Origin of the sequence: Sinanaerobacter chloroacetimidivorans (genome assembly GCF_018128545.1) — a bacterium.
Classification (GTDB): Bacteria; Bacillota; Clostridia; order Peptostreptococcales; family Anaerovoracaceae; genus Sinanaerobacter; species Sinanaerobacter chloroacetimidivorans.
Genome location: NZ_JAGSND010000014.1, coordinates 38677 through 59290, shown reverse-complemented (window position 1 = coordinate 59290; position 20614 = coordinate 38677). Strand labels below are relative to the sequence as shown.

Here is a 20614-nt window from a genome sequence, read left to right as displayed (position 1 = left end):
CGATCTGCCCTGAACAAACGGATATGTAAAATTTTTTTAGTTTGTTCAGCAGCCTCCAATTATAATACCCATTAATCGTTATATTTTATACCTTTTGGACAAAAAAATAAATAGGGAAGAGAAATTCCCTATATTACTTTTTTATTACATGGATTATTCTTTTTCAGTTTCAGTATCCGACCCGGTTTCGGGTTCCATATTATAAATTTGAGTTAACATTTTCTCAATATCGTCTTCATCAGGATACCAGTAAGAAGCACCATCTTTGGTACCGGATTCACCCGGAAGCAGGTACGCTTCTAAATCTTCGCCCGAAAGTCCTACGGCTTTCGCTGCAATTTTTGCAGCCATTCCGATGGGCAAATCGGAATCCACATTTTCGATCACCGTTTTGGTTACCTTTGGAAGGCTGAAGCCAAGAGCCTGCCGGAACGCAGATTTTACAAATTCCTGCTGCGCCTTGATTCTGCCAATATCTCCTTCCGGATAACCCGAATATCCGTTGGAACCCTTTCGGAACCGCAGAAACTCCACCGCTTTATCGCCATTCAAAATCTGATAGCCTTCAGGAATATCGATTTTCAAAGGCGGTGTATCATAAGGGTCATTATAGTGCATATGGAAAGTAATATTCATAGGAACTCCGCCCATGGAATCCACGACTTTTCTTACTGTGTCATATTCAACTACTGCATAATAGTTGATGGGCATACCCATTAATACGTCGCTTACGGCCATTGCAGTACCTAATGCCTTGCCGTTCTCTTCATTGTGGTATATGGAATTAATCTTCTTCGCAGCTGGGCTTGTCACCCCGTCTCTCGGATAGTATGTATCTCTGGGCACGGATATAATGTCCACATGCTGAGCATCCAGATCATAGCTTCCAAGCATCAGGGTATCCGTCATCCCGTCATTTACTCCGATCAACAATACATTTACTCTATTCTTATCTTTAAACGCTTCAAAGAAGGGACTATTCTTATCCACCAGATAGGGCATATCATCCATGAGATTTTCCGTACCGCTGAAAACTCTCACCTTGCCTACAAGACTTAGTCCCCATTGAATGGGGACTAAGATTATTGTAAATATTAAAAAGCCTGCTATAAATGTTTTTAAAAATGTTTTCATTATTTGTTGTAATTAAAGAATCCTTCTCCAGATTTTCTGCCAAGTTTACCTGCTCTTACCATTTTCTTCAGCAATGGATGCGGTCTGTACTTGTCATCTCCATATTCTGCATGCAGCACTTCCATGATAGCTAAGCATACATCAAGTCCCACTAAATCTCCAAGAGCCAAAGGTCCCATTGGATGATTTGCACCAAGCATCATAGCCTGGTCAATGTCTTCAGCTTTGGCAACGCCATCAGCTAAAATACCAATTCCTTCATTGATCATAGGAATCAAAATTCTGTTTACTACGAAACCGGGAGCTTCTTCCACCTCTACAGGGGTCTTTCCCAGGTTCTTTGTCAATTCAAGAATGGTATCTCTGGTTTCGTCAGAGGTGGCCAGTCCTTTTATGATTTCCACCAGTTTCATGGCAGGAACCGGATTGAAGAAATGCATTCCGATTACCTTGTCAGGTCTGTTGGTAGCGGCAGCAATTTCCGTAATAGACAGAGAGGAAGTATTCGTTGCAATGATAGTGCCTTCTTTGCACAGCTGATCCAGTTCTGCAAACAAAGCTTTCTTGGATTCCATATCTTCCGTAGCTGCTTCGATGATCAAATCGGCATCCGCTACGATGTTGATGTCCGTGGAGCCGTGAATTCTTGCCATTACAGCATCTTTCTCCTCCGCAGTCATCTTTTCCTTGGCAACCAGTCTGTCCAGGTTTTTATTAACAGTTGCAATTCCTTTTTCTACAGAAGTCTCTCTTCTGGCCCGAAGTACCACTTCATATCCGTTTTGTGCAAGTACCTGAATGATTCCTGCACCCATAGTCCCAGTTCCTAGAACACCTATTTTATTCATACCATATCCTCCATTTTCACATGATAAAATGATTTTCATTTACCAGGTCAATTGCAGTTTCCTCTACTAATGTACCTCTTTTTTGAGGTTTTTTCAACCATTATAACGCAAACCACAGAAAATTTTTCAACTATAGAAAAGTTTTCTTGCCTCTGCGCCGTTTCACCGTTTCGCTTCGTTATTGTCACCCTTGAGGACTCTGCGCATTTCCTTCTTATAACTTTCAACCCCCGGCTGATCGAAAGGATTCACTTCCAGCAGGTATCCGCTGAGAGCACAGGAGGTTTCAAAGAAGTAGACCATTTGCCCGAAATAATAGGGGGACAGTTCGGGGATATCAATTCTGATCATGGGGACCCCCACCGCTGCGTGGGCAGCCATAACGCCTTCCATGGCAGCACGGTTTACAGCGTTCAGGCTTTTTCCTGCCAAAAGTTCTCCGGCATCATCCGGAACGATCAGGTCTTTATCCGGATGCACCAGATTCAGAATGGTTTCAAAGAAGATTTGCTTTCCCTCCTGAAGAAATTGGCCCATAGAATGAAGGTCTGCACTGAATTGCAGGGAGGCCGGGAAGATTCCCGTTCCGTCTTTACCTTCACTTTCACCAAAAAGCTGCTTCAGCCATTCGGTAAAGTACTGCAGCTGAGGTTCATAGTATTCAAACACCTCGATAAACTTTCCCCGGTTCAGCAGCGATACCCTGGTAAGGGCAAGAAGGCCCGGAGAAGAAATCTGAGTGATATCCGACTCACTGCCCATGTCCTCTTGGTTTTCGGGTACGGCCTCCCAAGGTCCCGCCGTCCAGACTTTGGCCCCAACTCTCGCGCCTTCCAACATATCGAGAATATCAATACCGGCCACTGCAATAGGCAGAAGTCCAACAGGTGTCAATACGGAATAGCGGCCGCCAATATCATCGGGTACCGTAAAGGTGACATATCCTTCCCGATCTGCTTCCTCTCTGAGGGTTCCCTTAGCAGCATCGGTAATCGCATAAATTCGTTTATTGGCTTCCTCTTTTCCATATTTTTTATATAAGGTATCTTTCAGCACGGAAAAGGCAATGCTCGGTTCCGTGGTAGTGCCTGATTTAGATATCACACAAAGGCAGATTTCTCTGTCCTTAATCTTTTCAAGGAGCTCCCTGTGATAGGTTCCGCTGAGGTTTTGTCCTGCAAAGTATATTTCGGGTACAGGCTTTCCGCTTTTCTCCTTTTCTCTTTGCTTCAGGGCGCTGATGGCAGCCCTGGCGCCCAGATAGGATCCCCCGATCCCGATTACGATAAAGACCTCACATTGCGTTCTGATTCTTTCTGCGGTTTCTAGGATCCTTTTGGTTTCCTCTTTGTCATAAGTGAAGGGAAGCTTCACCCATCCGGTAAAGTCTTCTGTTCCGGCATAAAGTTTTTTCTGCGCTTCTCTTACTTTCTGAACATCTCCAGCCAATACCTTCAGGTCAATGAGTGATCCGGCAAAATCCAGGTTTACCATTCTTTTCATTGTCATTACCCCCTTGACTTCTTTTATTTTCATTAGAATCAGCTCCGAAAGCTGACTACTTTTATTTCATCTATCAGCTCCAAAGCTGACTACTTTTTTCTTTGATAATTCGGCACCAGATTCTGAAGCCAGTCCTTTACTTCCTCATCCTTCATAAAGGTGATCCCTCGGACGCTGTCTTCCACGCACATGCCTTCCTGTTCAAGAAGCTCACTGAGTGCCGGTGTGGGCGGCAGAGGATGCCCTACATAAATTTTATTATGAGCGGTTTTCTCAATACCCTCTTCATCCAAAAGAAGCTCTTCGTAAAGCTTTTCCCCCGGTCTCAGACCGGTAATTTCAATATCGATATCCACATACGGGACATACCCTGAAAGCCGGATGACATTTTCTGCCAGATCCATAATGCGGACAGGATCTCCCATATCCAGAATAAAAATCTCACCGCCCTGAGCCATGGCTCCTGCCTGTATGACCAGCTGCACAGCCTCTGGTATGGTCATAAAGAATCTGGTGATTTCCTCATGGGTTACGGTTACCGGACCGCCGCGCTCGATCTGCTTACGGAATATGGGGATGACGCTTCCATTACTCCCCAGTACGTTGCCAAACCGAACCGCCGAATAGCTTGTCCGTGAACGGGTGCTTTTATCCTGAAGAATCATTTCCGCTACCCGTTTGGTGGCCCCCATGACATTGGTCGGATTCACCGCTTTATCCGTAGAAATCAAAACGAATTTTTCTACCGCATATTCATCGGCCAGATCGATCATGTTTTTCGTTCCAAGTATATTGTTGATTACCGCATCCTTGGGATTGTTCTCCATCAGCGGCACATGCTTGTGGGCTGCCGCATGGAAAATCACATGAGGCTTATATTTCAAAAAGACTTCCCGAAGCCTGTTCTTGCTTCTTACGGAAGCGATCACCACTTCAAATTCGAGTTGAGGATAAGCGGTCTTCATCTCCCCAGCCAGTTCGAAAACCGTATTCTCGTAGATATCCACTGCGATAAGCTTCCTCGGGCGAAAACGTGCAATCTGCCTGCAAAGCTCTGAACCGATAGAGCCACCGCCGCCGGTTACCATGACGATTTTCCCCTCCAGATAACCGCTGATTTCCCGGAGATTTACCTGAACCGGCTCTCTTCCAAGCAGGTCTTCGATGTCAACGTCCCTGAGCTTGCTGATGCTTACCTTTTCGTTGATCAGATCGCTGATTCCCGGCAAAATCTTCATCTTGCAGCGAGTTTTATTGCATTCGTTTACGATATCCTGTATGGCCTTTTTGTTTGCAGAAGGAATGGCGATGATAATTTCGTCGATGGCGTTCTTTCTAGCTATCTGCCGAATGGCATAATGATCGCCCATAATTTTGACTCCCGCAATTCGGCGATTTAATTTATTCGGGTCGCCATCTATGGCAGCCACCACTCTTTTCCCGTATTCCGGATGCTGTTTGATATCTTTGATAATGGTTGCTCCTGCATCGCCGGCACCAACCACCATAACCTTGCTGATCTCATCTCCGTGCTCCTTCTTTTTTCCGAAGCCCAGAACGAAACTGTTAAAGGTACCCGGATTTCTGAAATCGCGAAATACCCGGTAGGCAAACCGGGTGCCGCCTAAGAGAATGATATCCAGTATACAGCTATAAATATAGATGCTTCTCGGGAAAAACTGCTGTGTGAATTCCAGATAAACGATTGCCGCTGCCGTCGCCGCCAAAGCTGCCAGAACGATTTTCACCAGTTCTTCTGTTCCCGCATATCTCCACAAGCTGCGATAAAGGCCCAGGGCCCAGAATACCGCAAGCTTTACTGCTGTGATGAAAAGCAGATTATTCGCATAGGAGGCAAAATATCCCCAAAAGGGATCGGAAATATCAAATTCAAAACGCAGCAGAAAGGATAAAATATAGGCAAAATTAATGCAGATGATATCCGCAAATAATAATAATGCAATTCGTGAATATTTCACCATATAAGCAAAATTCCCTTCCAAAATAAGACTATTGGAGCCCTTGATCTTCTTTGCAAGAAAAAATCATACTGCTCCAACAGTAGTGTACCCTTTTTCCTTTTTTATTTCAAGTTAAGATTCCGTTACATGGCAATGGTCCACCAGGCGTTCTCATAGGTCAGTTCGTTATTGATTACCTTGATGTTATGCAGATAAGTTTCGTCCTCATAGACTATTTTGGATGTGATAATGTCATAGAATTCTCCCAGAGCGTCAAGCTGCATCAGATCTTCCGTAAGGTATCGGTTCACTGCTCCGAATCTGCTTTTCCAGGCGCGGCCCATAGGATGCTCAGACGCAGGCTTCATGCAGTAGGTAAAGTCCTTCAATAAGGGGAACCCTTCTGCCGAAGCCGCCAGATTACCGGTCAGAATTCTGGAGGAGACCGGTGTTCCTCTTTTCGTAGCAGTCATATACTTTTCCATGATCCTGTCCATTTGCTTATCAAGTTCTGAAATGATGGAATTGACGAATTTGACAAATTCCGCGTGTCCCGTTTCCAGCATGCCGTCAATCTCGTTCAGATGCAGCCTAGCCAGTACAAAATCGTTGTCCTCGCGCAGCTCATAGGCGGCATCAATAAAGCTCGCTCCGCCTTTCATCCGTTCAGCGATCCATAGGGAAAACAGCGGCAGGCTATGTTTTAAAACCACCGGAGAGTCGATCGCCGAAATGGAGTTTTGTCTGCCGGCAGCGGCGGCTTCCTCCTGGCTCGGATCACTTAGTCTGTCCTCCGTATATAATTTTTTTAAATAGTACCGCTGGAAAGCGCTTCTTATGGGAGAAAGCACGGAATCTGCTTTCAATTCTTTGGCAAGAAGCGTGTAGAAGGTGGTACGATAGGCCAGACAATTCAAGGCACTGAACAGCGCCTCCGCCTGTTTGGATATTTTGGTTTCGTGTTCCTTGCCATCCATGTCACAGACGCGATACTGGTTATTGATGATTTGTCCGAAGGAATCATAGAGAAGAGGCCTTCTTTCATTGATATTCTCAATGAAAGATTTATCCGACAGTTCTGTATAAAGCATCCCGAGAAGCTTCAGGTTCAAAGAAACATCCACATCAGGCGTCTGCTGAATTTTTTGAGTTAAATAATAAACATTTGATTTCATATCCCAGGTGAATTTGAGATTTAATTTCATAGACCGAAAAAAATTTGAGAAGCTTTCATCGGTGAAGCTTCCTCCCTCAATGCAAGGGATCAAATCATCCACCACATGGTTGGTATGATCCATCATTTCTTTCAAAGTATTGCTGTCCAAAGATACGACAGGAAATTTTTCAAACAGTTTTTTTCGGCTTTTCCTGTTTTTCGCATCATTATCATCGACATACAGCACTTTGTCATAAAATAAAATTGCTTGCAGCAGGTTTTCCAGCGCGAGAATGTCACCATCAATCGAATGCCTGCTTTTGATGGCAATTTTCCCCTCCAGCCGCTTTACCGCTTGCAGTGTAGCATCGTCTACTAGTGCATATCTCATTTGTTTATCCCCTCATCTTCCAATATTGCTTTTAGAGCAGCAAATTCTTAACCTGGTAAAAAAATAATTGCGTTTTTGTCCACCCAAATAGGGATTATTTACTCGCATCATATATTAGAGGATTTTTTTTTGAAAAATGTCTCAATTTTTTTAAAAAAATAATGTTTTTTTGTGTTTTTTTGCAACATTTTTTTGTTTTTTTTCCTCTAATAGATAAATAAATTTTTTTAAGGAGGAAATCATCATGTTTCAAACAAAAAGAAAAATCACTTGTCTCATCCTGGCAATGGCAGTCATCCTATCAATGTCCGGATCCGTATTCGCCGAAGCTCCTGATGGGTCCGTCGCCCAATCCATTATCGAGCCGCAAAACATCGGTACCGCATCGGTTAATTTCTACAGAACAGGAACCAACACTTCCCAGTCTATTGTTTCTGCCGATACCTATACGATCGCAGAATACATTCAAACTACCATTACCCTTCAATCCTACAATTACAGCACACAAACCTGGTCCAGTGTAGGAGCTTCCAGAGTAGAAACGGTGTATAACGATAACGGGATCTATGTGACGGATAATTGGAGCACATCATCCAGCACTACCTACCGTCTGAAAGTGGTCGTCAAGGACAAGGTAGGTTCTGTAACCTCCACAGTAACTCTTTATTCCAGTTCAATTTAGTCAAGTCAATCAAGGGGTTTTAAATAAACGAAAATCATAGGAAATGATAAAATGAGACCTTGCCTTTATGCTCATGCAAAATGCGTATGACTCGTGCATAAAGGAGGGTCTTGTTTTGTTACTGGATAGAATTGCAAAGAGTCTCGATCTCTGCTTCGGAAATTGCACCAGAAATTACAATTTTATCATTGCCTGCAAAAAATGTCCCTATGATCGTTTCAGTGAATTCATCAACGGTTATATAGACGTTTCCCGCATTGGTTTCTATCATTTTATTTGCATTTGTTACCACCGTATCCGGCTCATCTTCCGTGTAATACTGATTGATGCTCAGCAAAGAACCTTCACTGTTTATGAATTGATATTTAGCGTAGTACCCAATTTCACCATCTTTTTTTATTTTTAGGCTCTGAAACTCATACCCCTCCGGAATATACCCGGGGACAAATAATTCTTGAAGGAATTTCTTCGCATTGCCGATATCCTTCCAGTCCTCTATTTCCTTCTCCACGCCGCCCATAGTATCAATCTGAGCCGGATTATCGTCTTTGATCACAAGAACATTCCGGACCTTGATAAACTGCCGCTCGAGTTTGCTTTTTATGGCGTCGACAGGATTGGAGGAAATCAATATTGCAATGGCACTGGAAACAGCAAGAATCATAAAAGAGGCCGCAGCAACAGAGGCCGCTCTGGATACCTTTCGTTTCTCATTTTTTCTTCTGCTGTTGACAATACTTCTGGCAATATATTCAGGACTTACTTCTATGTATTTTAAATCTGCATAAAAATCCAAGGATGGTGATTCCTCATCCTCCATCGCTTTCGCCAAAGTTTTCTTCAGTTCCTTTTCAAAAGAGTTCCTTTCAGCCATTTAACCAATTCTCCTTGATTCATATAGTTCCTTTAGTTTTTCTATGCCCCGTCTGTGGTTGGTCCTTACCGTGCTGTAGTTCAGGTTGTAAATGTGCGCGATTTCCTTTAAATCCAGTCCGTAATAATAATGCAGCATAATGATTCTGCAATATTTATCTTCCAGCTTATTAACCAAAGACTTGAGCTCTTTTTCAAACTCAGCCTCCATAATCATGTCCAGAATGTCCTTTTGCGGGATTTCAACGGCATCCGTACCAACGTCAACACCCGGGCGGAACCCAATGATATGTTTCTTTCTGAAATAATGACTTGTCTCGGTTTTTGCAATATTAAAAATCCACGTTTTGATCATATCAGGATTTCGCAATTTGTCCAGATTGGCAAATGCTGTGGCAATGGTGTTTTGCAAGATCTCTTCATTGGCATCGTTATCTTTCGTCAAGGTGTAGATGAATTTCTGCAGATCAACACTATACGAAATCAACTTTTCCTCCAAGAAATTGTAATCATTCCCTTGTTTCTCTGATCCCATTTTACTCCCCACTTAGACTAAACTGTACTACTGCTGTAAATTTTGCTGTGATGCAATGCGGCGAAAGGTTTTTCGATTAGAAGGTATTTTCATTATGTATCATAGCTTTCATGGTCTTCATTGACAGCGGCTACAAATATTTTAACCATTTGTTCTACACGCTTCAACTGTGTCCTGCTGCAGGAGTTGAGCGGAATCATAATGCTCTCTTTCAGTACCCGGTTGTCATCATCCCGGATACCGAGCTGGTCCCCATACCCCTTTAAAATATAATCAACTGATAGGTTTAATATGATGCTGAGGTTTAAAAGTGTACTGAGAGACATTCCTTTTACCCCATATTCGATATCTGCACAAAATTTACTGGATACCCCTAGTTTTTCGGCCAATTCTTCCCGGGTCAACCGCATTTGCTCCCTTTGGTTTCGAATTCTCTTCCCCATTGCTTTCAAATCTAACTCTACCCTCATGAAAAAAATTACTCCTATCTATAGTTTATTAGGTAAAGTTTAACCCTAAAAGTTACCCTGCTAAATAAACTGCCAGTTCCATTCAATATAACTTTCAGTGTAAATTGAGGAAAAAAGTTTTTGATTACGAACAAAAGAGAGGCATCTACCCTTTCCAGGAAGGATATCACCTCTCTTATTTTTCGTTAATTTTCTATTAAATAGCCTTTACTCTTTAAAAGCATTTCAATTCGATCCAGCATCGTCTCAGAATCCGCTTCTACCGTATGAAGATGCACACCGCCTGTGAGCTCCTTCAAGGGAACCGTCTGCTGATTCCGCAACTTTGAAATAAAATCTGCAACATCTTGTCTCGTTTTTATAATCAGATCCGACGATATTTCTCCATAAATATCATGCATCACGATAACATCCAATATTTTTCCGCCGGCGTCCACAATGGTGCAAAGCTCATCCTCAATCTGATCATTGGTATGCTTCACCATAAAGCACCGGTTTACTTTTTGGTCCTCCTGATAATACAAAAGGTATCCTTTGGTGGTGGAGAGAATGTTTCGGTTTACAGCCCGAAGCAAAGCTATATCCTGAACGATGACCTGTCTGGTGACACCAAGAAGCTTTGACAGTTCCCCTCCGGAAATAGGCTCCTGATTCTTTTTTAAGAGTTCTATGATTTTCTTCCGTCTTTCCTCTCCGGACATTTTTCCTTCCCTCCGATCTTTTATAATTCTTCCGTCATAGACTTATGGGTATTGGAAAGAAATTCTAAAGTGGTATCAAAGTAAAGATCCTCCGGACCGCCGCCATAGGTAAACTTTCCGCCGGTATAAGTATTGCCGGAATCCCATGTGGCATCAAGAATCACCCATCTGCCTCCGACATAGGCCTCATTCCAGACATGATTAGGTTCAAGATTTCTTTCGGACATATTCTCCCAATCTGTATCAGTAGAGATCCCTAAAGCAAATCCAAATACCTGCCTGCAAGGAATTCCCGCCGCATTGATGAGATCTTTTGTGAGGTTCGCATAGCCGCTGCACACCGCATATTTATTTTCCAGTACGGAAATGGATGTGATATTGGTGATCTTAGTCTTTCCGTCCAGAAAATCTTTATCATAATAAATATTGTCGGCAACCCAGTCATGGATGGCCTTTATCTTCTCATAATCCGTTTCAGCTCCCTGGGTGATTTGCTGGGCAAGAGACGTTATGGTGCTGATGCTCTGTTTGCTCGCTCTGGTCATGATGGTCATCTTCTGATGTTGGTCCTCCAGCAGATTGCCCAGATGAATTCTGAGATTCTGACCATAGGCAGGAGAAACCATGAAGTTGCAGCCTTCCTTGGTCTTTTTCAGCTTGATGGTTGAAAGAATGATGCTGCTGTAATAATTATATTTTTCTTTATTGCCATAAAGGTCTACGTAATATTCCCCTGCGGGGATTCCGGCCAGGGATACGGAAAGATTATATTCGTTGCTGCTGTCCCGTCTGGCCACCTCCTGGAGCTGTTCCTTACCGCTGGCAGCATTCTTTATCTGAACCAAAATCCAGGCTTCATCCTCATCCGTACCGGCTCCTGTGACAGTGAGCCTGTTTCCGCTCAGTTGAAACTGAAAAGTATTTTCCCCGTCATATCCTGTGGCCACCTCTGTCCAGCCTGATATTCCCAAGCCGTACTGTGCTGCCAGATTATCGGAAATAACACCGCTGCCGGTGAGCTGATCGATCAAGGTAGTATCGGTTCCTTTATAGGCAGCCTCCAGATAGCAGAAGGAGGTCTCCGTTAAATCTCTTTTGGTATAGGTTTTCTGAGTCTCATAGGCTTGTATCATATCCTCAGGAAGGATATCCAGCTCCTCCGCCTTGCCCAGCGCATTCTGCCAGTTAAAGTCGCCCTGAAGATCGTTATAGCCCAATGCCCGCAGCAATAGGGTGCTGTACTGCTGTGCACTGATTTTACCATTGGGGCCAAAAAGGGTATCGCTTACCCCTTTGGATAAATTCGCTTCCCAGGCATAGTTTACATACCCGGCTGCCCATTGGGGCACGTCGGTAAATCTGCAGGGCTCATTGATTTTAGACTGGGCCTCCGCTTCTTTCCCCAGCAAGCGGATAAGAATAATAACGGCTTCCAGCCGCGTAGACTCCTTATCCAGCCCGTAGCTTGTCCCGTCGCCCTTCAGGAGATCTGTTTCAATGAAAAACTCCTCCACACTTCGGCTTTCGTTTTCAGTAAATGCAAATGCCGGCATGCCGGCGGCTGCCATCATTACTAGAACCATGGCAATACAGATAATACGTCTGGTCTTTTTCATGAAACCTACCCCTTTCGTTGTTTTAATTTCTGAATAACTGGCGAACCAAGTATTCAGCATGGTGTATCCCCTGGTATAAATTGTCCGATCATCTCCCTTGATCCGCTATACATTGGGAGAGCGAATAAAGGAAGTTGGATCAATCCAACTTCCTTTGTTGATAACATTCTTATTTCTTCTTTGGATCTGTTTCGAATCCTATAAGGTATTATGGTGGGCAGTATTGGGCTCGAACCAACGACCTCCTGCTTGTCGAGCAGGCGCTCTAGCCAACTGAGCTAACCGCCCTTGGACATTTCGTAATTTGGATTATAACATACTCCTTGGTTAACTGCAATCGAAAAAAATACAGAATCAAAATTATCCTTCCACCGTTGGTTGAAGCTCCCTACCTAAATTCGCCAGGATGCCCCTGGCATCCATTAAGTGATTGAATAAATATCTGCAAATTCCACCGAAATTTTTTCAATACGATTTTGATGAATAAAGCTTTCCTTTTCTTCTCTGTGATAAGTCTCTTCAACCAGTCTGCAGGGAAGTTCGATCAAAAATTGAGTACCCTTCCCCATTTCACTGTTTACGGAAATGGTTCCCTGATGCAGTTCAACGAAAGCTTTGATCAAAGACAACCCAATTCCGCTGCCTTCCGTATTTCTGGAAAGGCTCTGATCTACCTGCACAAATCGGTCAAAAATGGTGCCCAGCTTGTCCTCCGGGATTCCAATGCCGTTATCCTGTACCGAAATGGAAATGCTCTCCGCTCTGTCATACACATTGACTGTAATAACACCCTGGTTATCGGAGAATTTCAGTGCATTGGAAAGAAGGTTGAGCATAATTCTTTCTATTTTATCGGGATCGCAGGCCATCAGCTTTTCTTCTACATCCGTATCAAACACAATTTCGACCCCATTGCTTCTTACATGATCCGCAACGGTTACCACAATATCCTCCAAAATGCTGATAATATTGTAATTGCACAGGTTCAGCTTCAAATACCCTGAATCCGCCTTTGTAATATCGATCAGATTATTGGTCAGCCGTAAAATCCGGTTGCAATTCTGCTTTATGGATTTGATATATTTGTTGACGGTTTTAACCGTTTCATAATCTTTTTCAGTGTGTTCCAAAAGCTGAACGGCTCCAAGAATCACGTTGAGAGGCGTCTTGAATTCATGGGATAAATTGGCAAAAAATATAGTTCTCAGCCTTTCATATTCTGTTCTTTCCTTTAACAGTTCTTCTCCCTGCTTTACTTTTTTCTCCAGCGATTCCACTTGCTTTTGCTGAGAAAGATCGTGAAGAACCATAATGGCGGCACATTCATTATTGTAAATATACGGACCGGTGCAGACCGCCACTTCTTTGTTTTTTTGATCTGACGCAATGAAATTCACTAAAGTACTAGGATATCTGTTCTCCCCGTCATTGGGACGCATCAGCCAATGGTGCATGTCCACCTGATCTTCCGGATTTATATATTTAAATATGGAGGTATTTAAAATTTGATTTGAGTTGGAAACACCGAAAAGCTTTAAGCCGGCATCGTTGATAAACACGATCCTGCCCTTCACATGGATTAACACTGCCTCCGGCAGCAGCTTGATCAGCTTGTAGTAGTCTCTTCCTCTATAATAGAGTTCTCTATATGGTTTCTTCAGGTTTTCCTCCGCAATGGATTTATATATACAATAGAACGATATAATTTTCAAAATATGGCCTGCCATATTTTCTATTCCGTATACATTTAGGTAAAACATAAAGCAGATCTCCGACAGAATCATAAAGAGAATGGCTGAAATCAAATATCGAAAGGCTTTCTGTATAAAACGTTTTTTATTGCGGTACAACAAGAAAATTGTTACCGCCAAAATTCCGCAGATGATATATTCACTGGCAATTTTAAAAGACGTCAAACCGGTACCATCAATATAACAAGAAGGAAAGATACCCCAATGAAAAATAGATAACAATAAAAATACGGTAATCGCAAAATATATGTAAAAAAATTGCAATAGCTTGCCTCTTCTGCTCATTAAGGTACAGAAGAGAAGCAGGGAAATACTTTCTATAAATCTGCCGACAATCCATAGCTGGGTTGGCAGGTCCGCAGTAAATTCGGGAAAAACACCCATGCCTTTATAGGCTAACGTATGTAAAAGATCAATGATCCCGATAAAGCCAAAGGCAATTCCAAGCAGCGAAAGGTTATAGCTGCTGTGGTTGAATTTATAGGTATTAATTGAGATGATAAAAATAACCGAAGCAATGGATATGCTGAAAAGTTCTGCAATACTGTGAAATAACAGAAAGTTATAAAAGCCTATCATAATAATCCCAATGAAGAAGACGATCGGGATGAAGATTGTATTTATTTTTTCCAGCAGAGTCTCTTGGGTCATGGATTTGTGTGTAAAAAACTGGGGCATGATGATTTCATTTCCTTTTCAAATTGGTAAAACTTACAACTACATATTGTATTATTAATCGACAGATTTGTAAACTTGTTAATAAAGAAATTATCTGCATAAAGTAAGTCTATGCGACAAATTTAGACAAGAATGCAAGCATAAAAAAAGCAAACGCCTTTTTTTTGAAACAACTCTAATAAGATTTTATCGATTTTTAGAGCTTTCTTGCATTCGGGCGTTTGATTTTTTGTTGTTTATTTTGCATTTTCAGTATAACACTTAAGCATAGGTTGTTTTGTGATATACGTTTTTTTCAACATACTTATGGAAAAACTGTTCACCGATTCCCAGCAAGATAGATGCGGCGAGGCAGCTGACAAATGTAACCTCTGAATCAAACCAAATATAATTGAACATATAAATGAGAAAAAACGACAAGCCGATATCGGCGATAATAGCCAGTGTATTATTTGTGGAAGAAAGGATAATGATATCTCCCAGCAGATACGTCAGCAGGGATACTGTCACAGATATCCAAAATATATTCCAAAATTCCAGATTAGTAAAAGTCAATAGTATGATTTCCAATATCACGGTAACCATGGCAAATTTAATCAATAAAGCGATTGCATGTTTCATTTTTCTCCACCTCCTTCTATTCTTATTATCTCTGATCTCAAAAAGATTATGTATTCTCCGACGCGAAGTTCGATGATCGGCAGCTTGCTGTAATGGCAATCGATGACCAGATTGACATCTTGTTGCCGGAACAAAAAATCTATCGTGGTTTCGATTTTCCGTCGCAGGAATATTTCATTTATGCCAACATATTATATAATATTTAAGGTATTTGGGGGGTTATTATGTTAACCAGCGAAGAATTCGTACGAATGTCTCTTGAAGCAAATCTTTTTTGGATCAGAATTATGAAAGAACACGCGATTTTTATCGAAAGCGTCATTCTTCCGCCAGAGAGGCAGCTGGCTTTGGAAGCGGATAACTTTAAACAGCAATTCGAAGCCTTGCTGGAAGCCGTTATCAGCCAATCAAATGGTTTTGTCACAAGAGAAGCCTTACACTCCGGAGAATTTTATACCCGATATACGGATGAAGCAGAAAGATTAACCCAGCAATACACCGGGATTGCCATTAACAGAAACCTGACGCTGATGGAAACGAATATCGAACCCATGAATCCCTCGACAATGGTAACAGATCTAAAGGCACAGGAGGTTTTTGCGTTAAATCAACGGATTCTATCGCAAATGCAAGCATTTCTGCAGTTTCAGACCAATTTACTGAATCGCCAGGCTTCCTGCCAGATTTTTACCTTACTATACACTTCCGTCATTGAGCATGTGGTTTTGGAAGGAAGAGATTATTACAGAACCTTGACAAATCTTCAAAATAAAACTGCCGACATGTTTCTGCCCCAGGATGAATTTTTCTGGAACCGCCTGATGGCCGATCACGCAAAGGCAATCCGAGGCCTCCTGGACCCAGTGGAATCAGACTTATTTTACGAAGCCAACCGATTTGCCAACTACTTTAGCGAACTCCTGGAAAAAGCCTTTTTGATTCCCCCAACCGATGAAAATCCCCTGATTCAAGTAAGAGAATTCGGGGATTTTAAAGGACTGATCACGCAAGGTCTCATCTCCTGTAAAGTAGAAGCCATTATGCTGTCCCTTTACACTGACCATCTTTTGCGTGAAGCAAATCATTACATCAGGCTGTTGCAGACTTATCAATAGGACGGTATGGGTGGCGCCCTGAAACTTGACCTTGTAAAGCTTCAGGAAAAGAAACTCAATGCCCTGGCCGACATCCAGGAGGGCACCACCATTGTCGTTATATTCTTCCTGCAATATTTTAAACAAACACAGCTCCGCCATTGGGGCTGATAAACTGTCCGCAGAAGAAATTTCCATCGTCAGAAGCAAGGAGTACTGCCACAGCGCCAATCTCTTCTACCTTACCCAATCTACGCAGAGGAATTTCCTTTTCCTTCTCAATCCATTCCGGCTCCATGTCCAAGAGGATCATGTCCGTTTCAATGGGCCCCGGTGCAATAATATTCACCAGGATGTCCGGTGCCAATTCCAGGGCAAGGCATTTTGTAAATGCATTAATCGCGCCTTTTGCCGCAGCGTAGTGCGCATATTTCTCTCTTCCTTTTTTAGAAAGTTCAGAAGAAATATTCATGATCTTTCCTACGGGATCCTTTTCTATGAGCGGGATAAAATGCTTCGTAGTCAAAAACACTCCTCTTAAGTCCGTTCCGATTACCTTATCCCATTCTTCCGTTTCCATATCGGCAACACTTACCTCCAGACCTATGGTTCCGGCATTATTAACCAGAATATTGATCTTGCCGAAGGTTTCTTTCACGATATTCTTCATATGTACCACATCCGCTTCATTGCTTACGTCTGCCTTGATTGTCAGGGCCTTCACGCCTAATTTTTCAAGTTCTTTTACTGTTTCTGCCGCTGCCTCTTCATTCTTTAAGTATGAGAATATAACATTGGCTCCCTCTCTTGCCAGACACATGCCGATTCCCTTGCCTATTCCGCGGCTTCCTCCGGTGATTACTGCCGTCCTGTTATCTAACTTACCCATTCTTTCTCTCCTTTTCTATGTTAAATATAATATGGTGTCGTCCGATATTCTCCGCCGCTTACTTGTATATGCCTTCCGCTAAGGGCTCTTCCGCCTTTTTCAGTTGCCATAAATACTGCCATTTCAGCAATTTCTTCCGGTTTCCCCAGTCGGGCCATAGCGATTTCACTTGCATACATGTCACATACCTCTTCATACGAGATCCCCAAATCTTTGGCATCAATGTTTAATTGCGGTGTTCTGATCACTCCCGGCACGATAATTCCAACCCTTATGTTATATTTCTGATATTCTCTGGCCAGATATTGGCCCAAGGTTAAAAGACCGGATTTGGAAGCCCCGTAACCTGTTGCATTATTCCATCCCAAGGTTCCGAAAAATGAGCTGACAATGATAATCGTGCCCCCTCCTATTTGAATCATATTTTGTAAAACAGGCTTAATGCAGGCGATATGGCCGGTCAGGTTAATATTTACCTGATCCCACCACTCTGCTTCGTCCTGCTCCAGAAATGGCTTCATGCTCATACCTGCTGCATTTGCAACAAAGATATCAATTTTCCCAAATTCGTTTACAGTATCTTCTACAATTTTTACTGCTGCATTCAGATCCGAAATATTTCCCATGACAGGGAAAGCCCCGGTTCTGTCCAGAACCCTTTGCACCTTTTCATCCAGACGTCTGCCGTTTATAGCCACCTTGCACTTTTGCTCTGAAAAATATTGTGCTACCGACTCACCAATGCCTTGAGTCCCGCCGGTAATCAGGACTGCCTTGCCTTTTAATTCTTCATATGTAATCATTCCTCCGCACCCCCTTTTTCTTTGCCGTGTATTGAAATCACTTGGGCCGATACGTAATTGCCGCTCTCTGCTAAAAAATGTACCGCAGCCGCTATCGCTTCCGTATCAAAAGGCAGGTTTGCAAAAATACAATTCACCAACACATTCTCTTTTGCCGCCTCCACCCCAAAGCTCTTTGCAAATCCATGAAGGGTACCGGCCGCTGCGGCATTTAATATATTCTCTTGCGCTACCTTGCTGTAATCGGGAGAAAGAATCATAATTCTTCCTTCTTTCCTTCCAATCATATAAGGTGCCACCGCAGCACATGCATTGATGCTGCTTTTCAGCCAGCCCTCCAAGGTTCTTTGCCACTGCTCCATGGAAGTATCTGAAAAGGAACGACTTTGCCTATCAGCTTCAAAACCGGTAGCACAAAAGAGTGCCTTAACCGGACCATATTCTCTTTCTACTTCTGAAGCAATATCAAGGAAAGAGGTCCTTTTCGTCATATCGAGACTGAAATAACCGTCCAACTCCTTACGATTCAGGTCCTCTGCCGCAACAATATCCGTACCGATTACAGTCCATCCCGAAGCCTTCAGCCTGTATGCCGCTGCTGCTCCCGCCTCATTGTTGATTCCTGCTATCAAAGCTGTTTTGGGGCTGATATTATTCACTTGTCTTCTCTCCTTTCATGTCTCTAGGCCTTATATAAGCGTAATAATACACCAAAGCCAGGATAATAAAGATCCCTACCGCCAGCATAACATCCGGAGTTTGTGAACCTATAGCAATGATAAGAAATAGAATGACGAGGATCGATGGTATCGGAAACAGGGGCATTCTAAAAGGCCTTGTAATTTCCGGGTCTTTTCTTCTGCTATTAATGGATCCTATTGCAAGGAGCAGATAGACCGTAGCGGCAGCAAGGCCCCCATAAATCACCAAAACAACGAGGTTGGAGTAAAATACAAGGAAGCATCCTACCACAGCAATCAGTGTAGTTGCAGCCCAGGGAATCTGCGATTTTGAAGATACTTTTGTCAAAAACTCATTGATCTTTTTCGGCCAGATTCCATCTCTGCCCCCGGTATAAATAACTCTTGCCATGTAGTTGATAATCACAACAAGGCAGCTAAAGGATGCAATAATGATACCTACATTGACCAGAGTTGAACCCAAGGCGCCCAGATAAGTCTCAGCGGTGTACAGCAGAGGGGATGGAGCCGTTAAAAACTGCTGCAGATCAGGAGCGGCAATCATACTCATGATCAGGACGATTACAATAAGAACAGCAGTTGAAACGGCAGAAATCAAAGCGGCCTTGCCGATGTTTCTGCAGGATCCCTTGGTTTCCTCTGAAAATCCCAGCGATGCAGGATAGCCGTCAATGGACGCGCACAAGATTCCAATTCCCATTAACACAGCACCAAATCCTGCCGGTGTCAATCCACTTCCCTGGCCATCAAGCATTTGCGGTGAAAAAACAATATCTCCTAATGATCTCTGAGGATTTGCAAAACATACCACCAAAAATACCGCAATAACCAGCAGCTGCAATAGAAGCAGTATTTTTGCCAGTCGGTTATTTGTTACAATGCTGTTCAGTCCAATAAATAACGCTGCAATAAATGTTATCGCTGCAATGACACTGGTTGCAAATACGCTTTGCGGTAATTGCGGAAAGAGGATTTGAAGATACTGTCCGACACCCAAAGCGATGGAAGGAGGATAAATAAATGCCTGTATCATAAAGGTGAATACCGCTACAAATACAAGGGGTTTCGGAAGTATATAACTGATAATGGAGTAAAGGCCGCCTGATACCGGATAAATAGACCCCAGCTCAGCAATAATAAATCCAATCAAGATAACATTAAATCCCTGGATCAAAGCAGCCGGAGCTGTCGCAATTCCAACTGTTGCAAAGGCAGCTAAAGCATATACAAAGGCTGCCATTAACGGAGATACGTTAGACAATGCCATTACGACATTCCCTGTAATGGATAAATTTCTGTTTAGTTCCTGCCGGTAGCCCAATTCCTCAAGTCTTCTCTGGGCTCCATCCACTTCAGAATCTACAAATGGTTTCCCTTTCGTTTTGATTACATCCATACTCATGGTATTCCTCCTTCAACTTTTATTAAATTCTTTTAATACGATCTTTTTATAGAACTCCGCAATATCTTCAGCAAGCCATTTCCCTTTTTCCAGAGAGCTTGTTCTGGCAGTTGCAAGGAGCCCTGATTTCGGGACGATCTCCTTAGGTGCAGGGTACACCTGATAAGTTAACTCCTCTTCTACTCCATCTTCGATTAAACGGTCGAATTTCACCAGGTCAGGTCTGAAGAACATCGTTAAAGAGGTTTCCGCAATAGCAGCATGCTCCAGTGCCCAGCCAGGAAATGGGACTTCGTCAAAGACACGGTCCATAACCTCCTGAGATATCTGATCCCACCAGCTGGCTTCAACAATCTTTACATCCGGATATTTTCTCGAAATCAGATCTACCGCTTCCAGAATAAAGGCTTCGTTCTCATAATGGCCGTTGACAATTAAAATCTTCTTGACCTGGTCACGAATCAGCTCCTCTAAAACATCTCCTACCAGGTTCATCAGGGTCAGACCGTTTAAATCCAAAGTACCCGGAAAGAAAGGACCTCCTCCGCTCAGCGGAGCAGATTTGTAGCCATAGCAAATGGTTGGAGCAACAGCCCCCCGGACTTTTTCTGCTATCATGACTGCCAACCCCTCCGAAATAATAGCGTCCACAGAAAGCGGCAAATGAGGACCGTGCTGCTCTGTTGATCCCACGGGCAATATCACAATCCCTTCTTTCCTTATTTCATCAAAATCCTGCCAGGTCATCTCCTGCATTTTACAAGTCATTTTGTTTCCTCCTTTATTAACGAATCTGTTTTGCATC

The 20614-nt window shown here is 42.9% G+C and carries 19 protein-coding genes and 1 tRNA gene; 2 read left to right on the top strand and 18 right to left on the bottom strand.

What is annotated here, in order from left to right; translation table 11 throughout:
• Window positions 1-153 precede the first annotated feature (153 nt).
• The 5 genes from KCX82_RS17085 to KCX82_RS17065 form a co-directional block, all read right to left on the bottom strand.
• Window positions 154-1134, bottom strand: a complete 981-nt coding sequence (locus KCX82_RS17085) for an LCP family protein (protein ID WP_227019708.1) — start codon at window positions 1132-1134, stop codon at window positions 154-156.
• Complete coding sequence (locus KCX82_RS17080; RefSeq protein ID WP_227019707.1) at window positions 1134-1982, bottom strand: 3-hydroxybutyryl-CoA dehydrogenase; 849 nt, start codon at window positions 1980-1982, stop codon at window positions 1134-1136. Before KCX82_RS17080 ends, KCX82_RS17085 begins: the two co-directional genes overlap by 1 nt.
• Before the next feature lie 162 nt (window positions 1983-2144).
• A complete protein-coding gene (locus KCX82_RS17075; RefSeq protein WP_227019706.1) occupies window positions 2145-3485 on the bottom strand; it encodes a glucose-6-phosphate isomerase in 1341 nt (446 codons plus the stop codon).
• An 89-nt stretch (window positions 3486-3574) separates the two neighbouring features.
• Entirely contained in the window at window positions 3575-5488 is a 1914-nt protein-coding gene (locus KCX82_RS17070) for a polysaccharide biosynthesis protein (protein WP_227019705.1), read from the bottom strand.
• A gap of 101 nt (window positions 5489-5589) precedes the next feature.
• A complete protein-coding gene (locus tag KCX82_RS17065) occupies window positions 5590-6993 on the bottom strand; it encodes a hypothetical protein (protein WP_227019704.1) in 1404 nt (467 codons plus the stop codon).
• Window positions 6994-7237: 244 nt separating this feature from the next.
• Between KCX82_RS17065 and KCX82_RS17060 the strand changes: the two genes are divergently transcribed.
• Complete coding sequence (locus KCX82_RS17060) at window positions 7238-7675, top strand: hypothetical protein (protein ID WP_227019703.1); 438 nt, start codon at window positions 7238-7240, stop codon at window positions 7673-7675.
• A gap of 118 nt (window positions 7676-7793) precedes the next feature.
• On the opposite strand, the gene KCX82_RS17055 is transcribed toward KCX82_RS17060, so the two are convergent.
• The 8 genes from KCX82_RS17055 to KCX82_RS17020 form a co-directional block, all read right to left on the bottom strand.
• Entirely contained in the window at window positions 7794-8549 is a 756-nt protein-coding gene (locus KCX82_RS17055) for a hypothetical protein (RefSeq protein WP_227019702.1), read from the bottom strand.
• Window positions 8550-9083, bottom strand: coding sequence for an RNA polymerase sigma factor (locus tag KCX82_RS17050; protein WP_227019701.1), 534 nt, complete (start codon window positions 9081-9083; stop codon window positions 8550-8552).
• Window positions 9084-9175: 92 nt separating this feature from the next.
• Window positions 9176-9553 (bottom strand): helix-turn-helix domain-containing protein, encoded by a 378-nt coding sequence (locus tag KCX82_RS17045; protein ID WP_227019700.1) that lies wholly within the window; start codon window positions 9551-9553, stop codon window positions 9176-9178.
• 185 nt (window positions 9554-9738) lie between these two features.
• On the bottom strand, window positions 9739-10254 hold the full coding sequence (locus KCX82_RS17040) for a transcription repressor NadR (protein ID WP_227019699.1): 516 nt from the start codon (window positions 10252-10254) through the stop codon (window positions 9739-9741).
• 20 nt (window positions 10255-10274) lie between these two features.
• Window positions 10275-11870, bottom strand: coding sequence for a transglutaminase domain-containing protein (locus KCX82_RS17035; protein ID WP_227019698.1), 1596 nt, complete (start codon window positions 11868-11870; stop codon window positions 10275-10277).
• A gap of 211 nt (window positions 11871-12081) precedes the next feature.
• Window positions 12082-12158, bottom strand: a tRNA-Val gene (locus KCX82_RS17030).
• 134 nt (window positions 12159-12292) lie between these two features.
• On the bottom strand, window positions 12293-14272 hold the full coding sequence (locus tag KCX82_RS17025; protein WP_227019697.1) for an MASE3 domain-containing sensor histidine kinase: 1980 nt from the start codon (window positions 14270-14272) through the stop codon (window positions 12293-12295).
• 288 nt (window positions 14273-14560) lie between these two features.
• On the bottom strand, window positions 14561-14920 hold the full coding sequence (locus tag KCX82_RS17020) for a DUF2512 family protein (RefSeq protein ID WP_227019696.1): 360 nt from the start codon (window positions 14918-14920) through the stop codon (window positions 14561-14563).
• 224 nt (window positions 14921-15144) lie between these two features.
• Between KCX82_RS17020 and KCX82_RS17015 the strand changes: the two genes are divergently transcribed.
• Window positions 15145-16035 carry a DUF2935 domain-containing protein gene (locus tag KCX82_RS17015; RefSeq protein ID WP_227019695.1) on the top strand — a complete coding sequence of 297 codons (891 nt, stop codon included), beginning with the start codon at window positions 15145-15147 and terminating at the stop codon, window positions 16033-16035.
• Between the two features lie 118 nt (window positions 16036-16153).
• Here KCX82_RS17015 and KCX82_RS17010 read toward each other — a convergent pair whose 3' ends face one another.
• The 5 genes from KCX82_RS17010 to KCX82_RS16990 are packed head-to-tail and all read right to left on the bottom strand — an operon-like array spanning window position 16154 to window position 20577.
• Window positions 16154-16903, bottom strand: a complete 750-nt coding sequence (locus KCX82_RS17010) for an SDR family NAD(P)-dependent oxidoreductase (RefSeq protein WP_227019694.1) — start codon at window positions 16901-16903, stop codon at window positions 16154-16156.
• 20 nt (window positions 16904-16923) lie between these two features.
• Window positions 16924-17706 carry an SDR family NAD(P)-dependent oxidoreductase gene (locus KCX82_RS17005; RefSeq protein WP_227019693.1) on the bottom strand — a complete coding sequence of 261 codons (783 nt, stop codon included), beginning with the start codon at window positions 17704-17706 and terminating at the stop codon, window positions 16924-16926.
• Window positions 17703-18365 (bottom strand): SDR family NAD(P)-dependent oxidoreductase, encoded by a 663-nt coding sequence (locus tag KCX82_RS17000; RefSeq protein ID WP_227019692.1) that lies wholly within the window; start codon window positions 18363-18365, stop codon window positions 17703-17705. The genes KCX82_RS17005 and KCX82_RS17000 overlap by 4 nt, the downstream gene beginning before the upstream one ends.
• A complete protein-coding gene (locus KCX82_RS16995) occupies window positions 18358-19809 on the bottom strand; it encodes an APC family permease (protein ID WP_227019691.1) in 1452 nt (483 codons plus the stop codon). Before KCX82_RS16995 ends, KCX82_RS17000 begins: the two co-directional genes overlap by 8 nt.
• 12 nt (window positions 19810-19821) lie before the next feature.
• Window positions 19822-20577, bottom strand: coding sequence for a creatininase (locus KCX82_RS16990; RefSeq protein ID WP_227019690.1), 756 nt, complete (start codon window positions 20575-20577; stop codon window positions 19822-19824).
• Window positions 20578-20614 lie beyond the last annotated feature (37 nt).